Source organism: Nonomuraea sp. NPDC003201 (genome assembly GCF_053590415.1).
This window is the reverse complement of record NZ_JBSFTC010000325.1, coordinates 1-11,613: the sequence shown is the minus strand read 5'-3', so window position 1 is coordinate 11,613 and position 11,613 is coordinate 1. Positions and strand designations below refer to the sequence as shown.

General features: G+C 63.3%; 9 protein-coding genes and 2 pseudogenes. 3 read left to right on the top strand and 8 right to left on the bottom strand.

From position 1 onward, the window contains the following. Positions 1-302: 302 nt before the first annotated feature. From ACWDX9_RS52125 to ACWDX9_RS52105, 5 genes and pseudogenes are all read right to left on the bottom strand, one after another. Positions 303-572 (bottom strand): annotated as a pseudogene (locus ACWDX9_RS52125) (tyrosine-type recombinase/integrase); the annotation flags it as partial. Between the two features lie 516 nt (positions 573-1,088). Then, a pseudogene (locus ACWDX9_RS52120) lies at positions 1,089-1,232 on the bottom strand (IS3-like element ISRhosp5 family transposase); the annotation flags it as partial. 369 nt (positions 1,233-1,601) lie between these two features. Next, complete coding sequence (locus ACWDX9_RS52115; RefSeq protein WP_397375782.1) at positions 1,602-1,736, bottom strand: hypothetical protein; 135 nt, start codon at positions 1,734-1,736, stop codon at positions 1,602-1,604. 196 nt (positions 1,737-1,932) lie between these two features. Beyond that, complete coding sequence (locus ACWDX9_RS52110; protein WP_449969267.1) at positions 1,933-2,316, bottom strand: hypothetical protein; 384 nt, start codon at positions 2,314-2,316, stop codon at positions 1,933-1,935. 34 nt (positions 2,317-2,350) lie between these two features. After that, positions 2,351-5,074: a DNRLRE domain-containing protein gene (locus tag ACWDX9_RS52105; protein WP_449969265.1), complete on the bottom strand. Its 2,724-nt coding sequence runs from the start codon at positions 5,072-5,074 to the stop codon at positions 2,351-2,353. Positions 5,075-5,783: 709 nt separating this feature from the next. Between ACWDX9_RS52105 and ACWDX9_RS52100 the strand changes: the two genes are divergently transcribed. The 3 genes from ACWDX9_RS52100 (at position 5,784) to ACWDX9_RS52090 (ending at position 10,306) form a co-directional block, all read left to right on the top strand. Beyond that, positions 5,784-6,260 carry an integrase core domain-containing protein gene (locus ACWDX9_RS52100; protein ID WP_449969262.1) on the top strand — a complete coding sequence of 159 codons (477 nt, stop codon included), beginning with the start codon at positions 5,784-5,786 and terminating at the stop codon, positions 6,258-6,260. Positions 6,261-6,777: 517 nt separating this feature from the next. After that, positions 6,778-9,801 (top strand): RHS repeat domain-containing protein, encoded by a 3,024-nt coding sequence (locus tag ACWDX9_RS52095; RefSeq protein ID WP_449969260.1) that lies wholly within the window; start codon positions 6,778-6,780, stop codon positions 9,799-9,801. Positions 9,802-9,874: 73 nt separating this feature from the next. Continuing rightward, entirely contained in the window at positions 9,875-10,306 is a 432-nt protein-coding gene (locus ACWDX9_RS52090) for a hypothetical protein (protein ID WP_449969257.1), read from the top strand. A gap of 50 nt (positions 10,307-10,356) precedes the next feature. On the opposite strand, the gene ACWDX9_RS52085 is transcribed toward ACWDX9_RS52090, so the two are convergent. The 3 genes from ACWDX9_RS52085 to ACWDX9_RS52075 form a co-directional block, all read right to left on the bottom strand. Further along, positions 10,357-10,689: an integrase core domain-containing protein gene (locus ACWDX9_RS52085; protein ID WP_449969254.1), complete on the bottom strand. Its 333-nt coding sequence runs from the start codon at positions 10,687-10,689 to the stop codon at positions 10,357-10,359. Then, positions 10,689-10,949, bottom strand: a complete 261-nt coding sequence (locus tag ACWDX9_RS52080) for a hypothetical protein (protein ID WP_449969251.1) — start codon at positions 10,947-10,949, stop codon at positions 10,689-10,691. Before ACWDX9_RS52080 ends, ACWDX9_RS52085 begins: the two co-directional genes overlap by 1 nt. 139 nt (positions 10,950-11,088) lie before the next feature. Then, the gene (locus ACWDX9_RS52075) at positions 11,089-11,271 is read right to left on the bottom strand and encodes a hypothetical protein (protein ID WP_397292801.1); all 183 of its coding nucleotides are present in this window, start codon (positions 11,269-11,271) and stop codon (positions 11,089-11,091) included. Positions 11,272-11,613 lie beyond the last annotated feature (342 nt).

Here is an 11,613-nt window from a genome sequence, read left to right as displayed (position 1 = left end):
ATGATTTGCTGAACATGTACAGAATGCCTTGTCTCGAACTCCGGTAGGGCTCGCGCGCGAATTCTGGGGACTTCGACTGCCTAATCCGACGGTCGCAGTTTCGAATCCTGCAGGGCACGCTTTGATCATGGTCTGACCTGCGGTTATGTGGGAGTGAATGTGTTCTAGAATCTTCGTCTGGCGGTTGCGTGCTCCGTGCGTGCTCGCGCGCACCAACCCCGCACGCGCCATGATCGACATCGGCCTTCTGGGGACTTCCTTGGCAAAGGAAACGGCCCCGTCCCGCCGTGCAAGCGCGGCGATCACGAGGCCGGTCTCCTGATGTAGCGGGTCAGGCCCGCAGCGGGATCACCTCTCCAGGCTCCTCCTGGTCCTCCTCGGCGAGCAGAAAGTGCTGCGGTCTTCTCAGCGGCCGCCATCGCAACCTCGGGAGAGACTGAGGTGTAGGTGTCGGCCGTGAAGGAGTTGGAGGTGTGCCCCAGCGTCTCCTGTACAACCTTCATCTCTACCCCGGCGGCCGGCATCAGCGAGGCGGCGCCGTGGCGGAGATCGTGGAGGCGGATGGGTGGCAAGATCCGCCGTGGCAGGCCTCGCTGGGAGCAGAATCCCGACACCGGAAATATCGGCAGGTCGTCGACCGGTGACATGTCGGCTTCACCGACCTGACCGGCGGCTGCGCGGCCTTTGACCAGCACTGCTCAGGACCGGAGGTGGGGGGCAACGGTCTTGAGGTGGGTGGGCCGGCCGGGCCGTGGTAGTGATCATGGCGCGGCCGGCTCCAGGCGTTCACCTCCCGATGAAGGAGTCGAGGCTGATGCAGGTGCTGGTAGAGCGGTCGGTCTTTGGCTAGGGGTGCCACCAGGTTCGAGCCGGTCTCGCGTTGAGGGACGTAATGACGACGGTTCCTCGCGTACTCCTTTCCGCCTCGCTCACCGGACCCGCACCATCTGGCAGTACTGGCACGTCCCGGCTTTGTTAGGGCCGCTTGCCGCCCTCCCCGGCATCACCCGGATCGGACGCCCTCAGCTTCCCCGCCGTGCCACGACAGGACGGACCACGAAGGTCTTGCACCCTCGTACGGACCATCAACGCCTCACGGCGCACGTCTCTCCCGCGAAATATTTCGCGGCCCGGCGCAGGATGTCGCGCTCCAGCTCCAGCTCCCGGATCCGGGCCTTGAGCTGATTGTTCTCCTCTTCCAGCACGTCGTCGGACGATAGCGGGCGGCACCGTCGTCGATCACAACTCGTTCGTCGTCGGTGAGCGGGAAGGGAGCGAGCTTGCACTGCAGCTTGTCCTTAGTTTCCAGCCGCAGAGCCGTGGAGGAGGCTTTCGGGGTGAAAGTCGCACTTGGTGCAGGCCATTCAGTGCGGGTACTGCTCGAAGAAGGTGTAGTCGCAGAACCTCGCGTCCCAGGTCGTAGTATTGCCACGGCTCTCCTGCTGCTGCGGCTTCGCTCGCAACGGTGCCCTTGTCGATGAGGACCTCGATGGTGCGGACGTTGCATTCGAAGTATCCGGCGTCGGTGTAGGAGTTGCGTGAGCGATCGTCGGGGTGATCTTGGCGTAATACTGGGTGGATTGCGGGTAGCGGTGTCCGAGTCAGGCTTGGAGCTCGAACAGCGTCATCGGCTCCTTGGCGTTGTAGAGCTGACTGGCGATGGTGGGACGGGCCCGGTAGCTGGCGATGTTCCCCCGAACGTCGGCGGCCGGGACGCCGGTTTTGCGGCAGAGCATAGGGATGGCGGTGTTATTGATGTAGGTCCGCGGCCTCCATACCCCCCCGCCGCCGCCATCGTCTGCTGGCGGCGGCTCACTGACCCCAACCCGGCAGAGACTGACAACGGCTTGGAACGCAACCTGGGCTTCAGGCATCTCGATGGCCACCGAGCACGGATGCACAGCCGGTCAAGATTCGATCTGTTGTGACCCCTCAGCCATGGACGACATTGAAGATTCTTCCTCCCTGGGCGTCGAACACCTTGCGACCTCCCAGGGGACGCTGGAGGACGACCTCTACTTCTTGAAGAGCGGTCGATCCGAAGCCGTGGCGGTTCGTTTCCCAGATGGGAAGCGTCACGGGGCACACGTCACGCAGCATGATCTTGACGTCGACCCGGTCCGGTGACTCGTCAGCTTCCGCGGAGGCCACGGCGGTGCAGAGCTTTCCGTCCGGGGTGGCATCGCCGAAGACTGTCACTTTCAGCGTCCTGGATCCGGGCGACGTTTCAACGCGGTGAATGGCCGCCATGGAGTCGGGTGCCCGGTGCTCGGTGCATGCGGAGAGCAGCAGGATCAGAGCCGCCGCCGCGAGCACCCGTCGCACTCTGGTCCTGCTGCTGTCCATTCTCCTAATGCTTTCTTATCTCGTACCCGGACGCGCGGACAGCGTCAGCGATGTCGGTATAGGTATGGGTACACGGCTTGTCGGCACTCGGCGTGTACTTCGTCGTGTTGGCGCCGCTAGTAATCCCCTTGGCGATGACGCCACCCTTGGCGAAGTTATAGACCGCGCCGCCGGAGTCGCCGTCCTCCTTGCAGGCATGAATGCTTTGCCCCTCGTCGGCCCAGCGGATACGGCCGCGGTAGTTCCCGTCCTTGTCGTAGTACTTGATCTTCCATCCTAGATGGACCACCTTCCATGAGCAGGAGTCTCCGGTTGTCGCTCCGCCCACGCAGTACTGATCGCCCACCTTCGACCGGACCGGGTCACGACCGATGACCCAATGCTTGATGGTGGTGTCGACGGGGCCGAAGAACATCGCGGTGGTGCCGGCTCTCGGGTTCGCGGGCGGGTGACCCACTTTGAGGAGCGCGAGATCGCCGTAGGTGGTCGTGTCGCCCGGTAGGCCGACCGTGCCCACGCCTTTCTTCCAGTTCGTCCAGACCACGTCTCCGAAGGTGAAGCTTTTGGCGTCCACGCAGTGACCAGCGGTCATGAACAGGTTGTCGGTCTCCGTCCCCCAGGCGAAGGCGGTGGTGCAGTTGCTCTGAGTCCCGTCACCGTTCAGGGACGTGAAGTGCGAATTGCCGTTGAGTTTGCCGATGTCGTTCTGTCGGCTGTCGGTTGCCATGCTGGTGGAGGCAGTGCCTGCGGAACGTTGGCCGGTGGTCGACACCCAGTCTTCCTCGGTACGGAGCCAGATCGCGACGTTGTTGACACCGTAGCGGTCAGCGAGAGCCCTACGCAGTTCCGGTGAGGCCGAGGTGGACTGCACGATGGCGAGGTTGCGCTCGTCCCAGATGTTGCCTGCGAAGATGGCCGCTTCCTCGGGAAGGCCGCTGGCCGGCTCCAGAGCGGCGTCGAGGATCTCGTTGAGCTGCTGCGCGCTGTTGGCGACTTCCACGACCCTCGGGGTGACTCTGAAGTCGGTGGTTGCCGGTGGCGCAATCGCTCCCTTGGCCGAGGGCGCGTCCTCATCCTCGAATCCAGAGCCGGCGAGCGTCGCGTCCACGAGACCTCGGGCGCTGGCCACGCCGCTGAGTAGCTGCCTGGCCGTGTCCCTTCCGGCAGTGGTGGCTGGAGCCACAAGATCTCCGGTAACTCGGTCGACATAGGGCCTGGCGAGCAGATCAGAGTGCTCATCCGTCCGGGTCTGCGCCATGTCAAGAGCAGCAGAGGAGGTGTCGCCGAGTTGGATGCTGTCGCCCCGCCAGCGGCCCGAGACCGTGAACACCTCGACGCCATCGGGACCGGCGGGATACAGCACGGTGGGCTCGGGGGCGGATCGGCCGGTTATGGTCAGCTTCGGCGGGTAGTCGGCGCTGTCGTGCTCGGAGGAGGCGAACGTTCGCCAGTTGTCGTCGCCGCTGGTCTCGCTCGGCGACTGAAGCGCGAGGCCCCAGTTGGGCGAACCGGACGCCCAGTTCTGAACGATGGGCGTCACCGACCATTCAAGTGCGGCGGGGTCGCACTCGGCCCCATTGTAGGCCGCGGTGCTGGTCTGCGCGTGAGTGGCGCTGGTGGCGGGCTTGTTGTCCCATGTGAGATTGTCCTGGTCCCAGGCACCGGTGACTTCGCGTACCTGAATGCCGTCGCCGACGACGTCGCCACATCCAGGCGCGTCGGTGTTGAGCAGAGACAACTTCGCGTCGATGATGTCCTGCCCGATCACGGCATCGGCGTTGAATCGCAGGTAGATACGGTTGGTGATGCCGAAGATGGAGCCGGCGGTCATGAGCGGCCGGCTCGGGTCCGCGGGTACGCCGTCATCAGCCACATCCGCTTCCTTCGTCAGCGGCAGGCCGACCGTGGAGCTGATGGTGACGGGATAGATGGTCGTCGAGTCGGCCAGATAGCCGGCGTCGGGCTTGACGACGAGGGCCTGACCGTTGCTTGAATCGATCACCTCTGCGGCGATGCGGCGGGCAGGCTGTCCGCGCTTGACGCCCTTCATGAAGGCCTTACCGGCGATCGCCGCCAGACGGCCCTTGGAGTCCGTGCCTTCGAGCGCGCTTCGTTTCGTCGGCGCGAGCTTTAACCCGTTCGCTTGGAGGGGGAAGGTGAATTCCGTGACCTTGCTCGGCCGGGCCCGCAGGATGATCTCGTAGCGAAACCCTGTTGCCAACGCTGTCACCGCCAGATCAGCCTGCGGTCCTGCGGCGTTCGGGTAAACGGCGGTGCTGCCCTTCACGGTGGGCTTGGGCAGGTCGCCTGGCCAGCCGAGGGTAAAGGATTCGTCCGAGGAGACAGTCAGCCGCGCGAGAGGCTTGTCCGCCCCTCCGGCGGAAATCTCAGTGGTGGCCTTGGCCACCTTGGGGGTCAGCGTTCCGTTCTGCTCGACGAGAGTGGTGTCGATCCAGGCCCATTGCGCGTCGGAGCGCTTAACCCGGACCGGTCGGGCCCACTCTTCGAGGGTGAACGTGCCGTCAGGGCGACGGATGACGCGGCGGTCTTCGCTGGCGTAGCCGAGCAGTTCCACAGGCTGAGTCAGCTGTGCCGACGTGTCAGGTATCGGGGCAGCTCTCGCCGATGGGACGTGAGTCAGGGACAGGATCGTGAGCAGTGCGGCGCCGAAGGCGGCCAGGCGCTGTAAGTGAGCGGTCCGGTACGAAGGTAAGCGGTATTTGTCCACGCAAGTCTCCCTTGGTTGACTTCTCGGGTAAAACTCGCGTAAATGTATATCGTCGTTCACTACATGATCAAGACCTTGGGCCTGCAAAATTCGCATATGCCTCAGAAGGCTTCATTGCAGACATTGGTCAGACGATGTGCGTGTGAGGTGCGGAAACTCAGCCGCCGAAGTTGACGTGGGGGTTCGTGGTTCAAGCATGATGAGGTCTCGGGCATCCTGCTGACGGTGTTGTGGTCTTCCCGCTACCTCTTCCTCGGGCGTGTCTTTGAGTTCCTGGTCCCTGCTGGGTCGCGGTGATCGGGCCAAGGTGGCGGAGATCATGGTGCTTCGTCATCAGGTTGCCGTATTGCACCGTCAGGTAAACCGGCCCGATCTCCGTCCGGGGGATCGGGTCGTGCTCGCGGCCTTGTCGCGGCTGCTTCCTCGCTCGTCGTGGGATGTCCTCTTCGTCACTCCCGCGACGTTGCTGCGCTGGCACCGTGCCTTGGTGACGCGCCGGTGGACCTACCGGTCCAAGCGCCTGGGCCATCCCTCTGCCCGCGGACGTCCGGGAGGCGGTGTTGCGCCTGGCCCGGGAGAATCCCGCATGGGGTTATCAGCGCATCAGCGGTAAACTGGCTGGAGCCGGCCTTCGGATACCGCCCAGCACCGGCCGCGGCATCCTCAAAAGAGCCGGACTCGATTCCGCGCCACGTCGCAGCGGTCCGAGTTGGAGTCAGGTCCTCAAGGCGCAGGCGAGGGCATCTGGGCGTGTGATCTGTTCCACGTCGACACCATCTTTCTCAAGCGGCTCTACGTTCTGTTCTTCATCGAGCACGCCACCCGCGTGGTTCACGTCGCGGGCGTAACGGCGCATCCGACCGGCGCCTGGGTCGCTCAGCAGGCCCGCAGCCTGGTCGTGAACCTGGGAGAGCGGGCCGAGGGAATCGCATTCCTCATTCGCGACCGAGACGCGAAATTCACCGCGGCCTTTGACGAGGTATTCACCTCACTCGGTGCCCGCGTCATCATGACGCCCGTTCGTGCGCCGGGAGCCAACGCGATAGCCGAGCGTTGGGTCGGCACCGTTCGAAGGGAATGCACCGATCGGCTGCTGATCTACGGTGAAAACCATCTCCGCCGCGTCCTGCGGACATACGAGCGGCATGACAACCGGCACCGTCCCCATCGCTCACTAGACCGTTGACCGCCTCAACCATCAGATGCCCCGGCTGTACCCATGGATCTTGATCAGGTCCGCCTGCAACGCCGGCAGGTGCTCGACGGTCTGATCAACCAGTACCGGCGGGCCGCATAGACGGGGCGGATAACCGCAGATCAGAGGTCGCATCCTGGTTTTCGCACCCCACAGCCTGTACAGCGTCAAAATACAGCCATGACGGCCCCGACCTGTGGTTTGACGGGGTCCGTACCTGCAGACAAGATCGCGTCTTGTGTTTGTCCGCCTGCTCTATCTGATTACGCTTCGGGTGTTCGGCTGGTTGATGTTGCTGGGCCGCAGTCAAGCGTCGAAGGACGCGGAGATCATGGTGTTGCGTCATGAGCGGTCTTGAACAGGTTCTCGGCGCGCGGGTAGGACTGGCACCCGCGCCCGGTGATCGGGTCGATGTCGGCGGTGGCGGGCACATACGGCCCGGAGGCGGGGGCGCGCCAACGCGGCCGGTGAGACCACCAAGGTGACCGACCCGGCGGGTGCGAGCACCATGGAGTACGACCTGGCCGGGCGTCTGGTGAAGACTACCGATGCGAACGGTAACGCCAGCGTCGCCGAATACGACCTGGCCGGCCGTAAGACTACGGTCAAGGACCTGGGCCGAGACGAGTCTTCCAACAATGAGATCACGGTGGAGCGCACCTACGGCATGGGCTACGACGCCGCAGGCAACCAGATCAGCTCCACCTCACCGGAGGGCTATGTCACCCGGCAGACATTCGACGCACTAGGTCGCCTAACCTCGCTTGTCGAACCGGTGTCGACGACCGAGTCGATCACCACTAGCTTCGGCTTCGACGCCACTGGCGCCCGCACCCGGATCACCGATGGGCGAGGCAACGCCACCTGGACCAGCTACAACAGCCTAGGTTTGGTGGAAACGGTGACCGAGCCCTCCACAACGGCGCACCCGAACGCGGCCGACCGCACCTGGACCCATGCCTACGACGCGGCCGGAAACCCGACCGCCACCATCCAGCCCGGCGGGGTACGCATCGACCGCATCTTCGACCACCTGGACCGCCTCACCAAGGAGAGCGGTGCAGGGGGAGGCGCCACCACGGCGGAGCGCACGTTCGGCTACGACCTGGCCGGCCGCCGCACCACCGCCGGTGACCTGACGGTCGACTACAACGACCGCAGCCTGCCGCTCAAGGTCTCGCGCGGCACCGTCCAGGAGACCGCCTACGCCTACGACGGGGTTGGCAGCCCCCTCCAGCGCATCGATGCCAGCGGCACTGCCACCTTCACCTACGACAGCGCCAATCGGCTGAAGACCGCCACTGACCCGGTGACCAGCCGTACCCTCACCTACGGCTACGACGCGGCCAGCCGGTTGAAGACCATCACCGCCACCGGCACGGCCAGCACCCAAACCATCGACTACTACGACACGAACCAGGTCAAGAGCCAGACGTTGAAGAACGGCGCCGGCACCCAGCTCGCCAGCGTCACCTATGGGTGGGACAAGGACGACAATCTCACCACCAAGACCACCGCCGGCATCGCCGGGGCGGGTACCAACACCTACGGCTACGACCACGCCGGTCGGCTGACCTCCTGGACCGCCCCCGGCGGCGCGACGACCGCGTATGAGTGGGACGCCGCCGGCAACCGCACTAAGGCCGGAAACGCGACCTTCACCTACGACGAACGCAACCGCCTCACCTCCGGTGACGGGACTGACTACACCTACACGGCACGCGGAACGCTGGCCACCAGCACCAAGGCGGGCGCCACCACGCAATACACCTTCGACGCCTTCGACCGGCTCATCGCCGACGGCGACAGCCTCTACAGCTACGACGCCCTCAACCGGATGGCCAGCCGCATCCGCGGCACCACCAAGAACACCTTCGTCTACAGCGGGCTCGGCAACGACCTGGCCGCCATCACCGACAGCGGCGGCGCCATCCAGGCAAAATACGCCCGCGACCTCGGCGGCGGCCTGCTCGGCCTCAAGGAAGGCACCGGCGCAGCGGTGGCGGCGCTAAGCGACCTGCACGGCGACCTGGTAGCCACCTACACCACCACCCTGCAGACCTCCACCGCCTACGACCCGTTCGGCACCGTCACCGCCCAAACCGGCACCAAGACCAACCTCGGCTACCAGGGCGAATACACCGACCCGGACACCGGCAAGGTCAATATGCACGCCCGCTGGTACCAGCCCGGCACCGGCACCTTCACCAGCCGCGACACGGCAGCCCTCACCCCCAGCCCTTCGGTGCAGGCCAACCGCTACACCTACGCCAACGCCTCACCCCTCACCGGCACCGACCCCACCGGCCACTACACCATCGACAGCGGATCGCTCGGTGGGACCGGGTACGGCGGCTCCGGATCGAGCGGCGGCTACACCACCATCCCCGCGGGCGGCTACAGCAGCTCCGGATCGTCAGGGGGCGGACAGTGCATCGGCAGCTGCGGCCGAGAAGACGGAGGTGGTGCGATTGCCTGCACCATCCAGTCCTGCGGCAGCATGACCGTCGACCCCAGCTGGGCCCGGATGATCGAGCTGGAGAACGAAAAGAAATTCTGGCTCGGCCAAGACGAAGTCGAAAGGCTGGGTCTAGAAGTCATGCCCAACGGCCGGCCCGTCGACCAGCCCAACTTCTGGTTCGCTAGCGAAAAGGTGCAGAACGAATACATGTCTAACTGGTCGCCTACTATGACCGACAAGCAGCTTGCCTTCAGCTGGGTGGCGGCCGGCGGGCTGGAAAGCTTCGCCACCATGGAGAAGGCGGCGAAGAAGAACGCCAACGATGTAAGACTCGGCGAGTGGCGAAAGATGCAGCAAGTAGGTGGCAAGCTCGGTTCTGGCATGTATGCTACAAAGCCAAAGGACGGAACCAGCGCCTCTAGATATGCCCTTTATGAAAACTATAAGTACATCGTTAGATACTGGAGGGATATCGAGAGGGCGGCCGCGAATCACGGAATTAAAGACGTAAATGCCCTGGCCGCAGTTCTCATGTATGAAAGCCATTGGCGGGAAAAGCAATTTGGAGGCCCCGCCGTCGGTGACAATCTTAGCGTTACGGCGGGCAATGAAGGAGCTTCCATTGGTGTTTCTCAGCTGGAAATCTATAAAGTTCGGAGGATGCTAGGAACGTATGTAAATAAGGATTACCTTGACAAGGATAAATGGCCTACTGCTAAGCTTGTAGACTATATGCACCATGCTCCCCATGCGATTCATATGGCAGCGGCTTACATGCGCTACCTGAAAGAGAACGTAAAGGGTCTCAACCGTAAGATGACCGACATGGACGCGGCAATCGCCTACTGCACCTGCTCCGGAGCGGTCATGGACCCGAAAACCGGAGTGGTCAGCGCCAAGCGATACGTGGCTTGGGCAAATAGTGGCTACATCGGCAGGCCCGAGGCCACCAAGCAGAATCCAGAGAACGGGCGAATCGCAGAGGAGCGCCGTAACGCTCTACTAGGATACGTGAAGGCCGCCCCTGAGCTCTTCGCATGCGGAAGGGCTGCATGCTGGACCTACATGTAAGATACGATTTCGTCCTCAATCGATACCGCGAGCGAGAAGAGATAAAAGGATGAGGGTTACGCGGGGACGAAAGTTGACTGCAATTGCTCTTGCGATTTCTCTTCTTGTTGGAGGATGTGCGCAGCAGCCCGAAGAGGTCGACCCTGGCGTACTGGAAGAAGTTAACAAGACTGGCACAGTTATCTGGAAAGAACGCCAAGAAGTCTCAACGGGGTCAGAAATCCTAGTAACCCATGCTTTCTTGGTCGATGTCGGTGGCGATACTGAGGAGGAATCGCTCGGGAAGGCGGTAGCCTATCTCCACAGCCGAAACTGGACCACCAAGGTGGACAGCCGGCCGCTAAATGTGTGGCTGAAATCATCCCGGTGGAAAGGTGCCACCGTTGCTGCTTATGCGTGGAGCGTTTCCGAGGAGCACGATCAACCCGAAGCGATGAAGGCCATCGAAAGTCGGGGCATCAAGCCCACGGCGCTCGTGAGCGTTTACGCGTACGTAGGTTGGTGAGGGTGTCTGCACGCCGACAGTGCGCTTGCCGAAAATTCCATCCACGCAGTTCAAGCCGCATGTAAGTACTTGTGGAGGACGCCGCCGAGCCGGTCTCGGCGGCGTATGTTCAGGTCGGTGATTCGCTCTGGATCCGTGAGCGGATCGGGGACGGTGCGCAGCGGCGCTGCTGTGTCCAGGGCTTGATGGGCTCGGTGCTGGTTGTAGAAGTGTTCGTGCTCGCGTAGGGCGTGCCGAAGATGGTGTTCGTTCCAGACGAGGCAGCGGTCGAGAAGCTCGCGACGGCACGACCGCACCCACCGCTCCATGATCGAGTTCATGCGCGGCATTCGGATGCCGGTGAGCACGGTCTTGATGCCGGCTTCGGCGAGGATCTCGTTCATCAGGGCGGGAACTTCCCATCCCGATCGCGGATCAGATAGCGTGCCCGGCAGCCCACATCGTCCAGATCCATCACCAGGTTCTTGATCGCCTGAGCGACCCAGTCGGCGCTCGGGTGCGCGGTGGTGCCGAGCACGCGGATGCGCCTGGTGGCGTGCTCGATGACGGCCAAGACGTACTGGCGCTGCCCGTTCAGGGTGACGGTCTCGAAGAAGTCGGCGGCCATTATGGCATCGGCTTGGGAGCGCAGGAAGTCGGCCACGTGGTGGACGCCCGCTCGAGCGCCGGATCAAGACCTTCCTGCTTGAGGATCTCCCACACCGTGGACGGCGCGACCTTGATGCCTAGGGTGGTGAGCTCCCCGTGGATCCTGCGCCTGCCGAAAAGTCCATCCATGCAGGTCAAGCAGCATGTGAGTACTCGTGGAGGACGCCGCCGAGCCGGTCTCGGCGGCGTATGTTCAGGTCGATGATTCGCTCTGGATCCGTGATCGGGTTCGGGACGGTGCGCAGCGGGGCGGCTTGGGCCAGAGCTTGATGGGCTCGGTGCTGGTTGTAGAACCGTTCGTACTCGGTTGCGTCCACGGGAGTGCTGTATGGGTTAGAGCACGTGCCGAGCACTGCGAGCGACCTCTACGGACGGTGCCTGCATGACTGGAGCGCGAAATCCACTTCCGCGGAGCTAGGATGCAACCGCCGAACAGGGCGGCGGCCGTGCTCGGTGCGTGCTCGTACGCCCCGGCATGCGCCGTCAGGATGCGGCACTGCCTGACACGCAAAATGTGTGGAGGCGGCACGAACCACCACCAGGCGGCACCACGCGGCACTAAAGGATCTTGCTTCTAATCCGATGGTCGCAGTGCTCGCAACTCCGATGTCTGCGCTTTCGAGACGAGTCGAAACGAGGCTTGATCTAGTCTTTACGTT

Excerpts from the sequence above, each read along its gene's own strand:
- ACWDX9_RS52115 (WP_397375782.1), bottom strand. The coding sequence starts at position 1,736 with ATGCTCTGCCGCAAAACCGGCGTCCCGGCCGCCGACGTTCGGGGGAAC.
- ACWDX9_RS52095 (WP_449969260.1), top strand. The coding sequence starts at position 6,778 with ATGGAGTACGACCTGGCCGGGCGTCTGGTGAAGACTACCGATGCGAAC.
- ACWDX9_RS52085 (WP_449969254.1), bottom strand. The coding sequence starts at position 10,689 with ATGAACGAGATCCTCGCCGAAGCCGGCATCAAGACCGTGCTCACCGGC.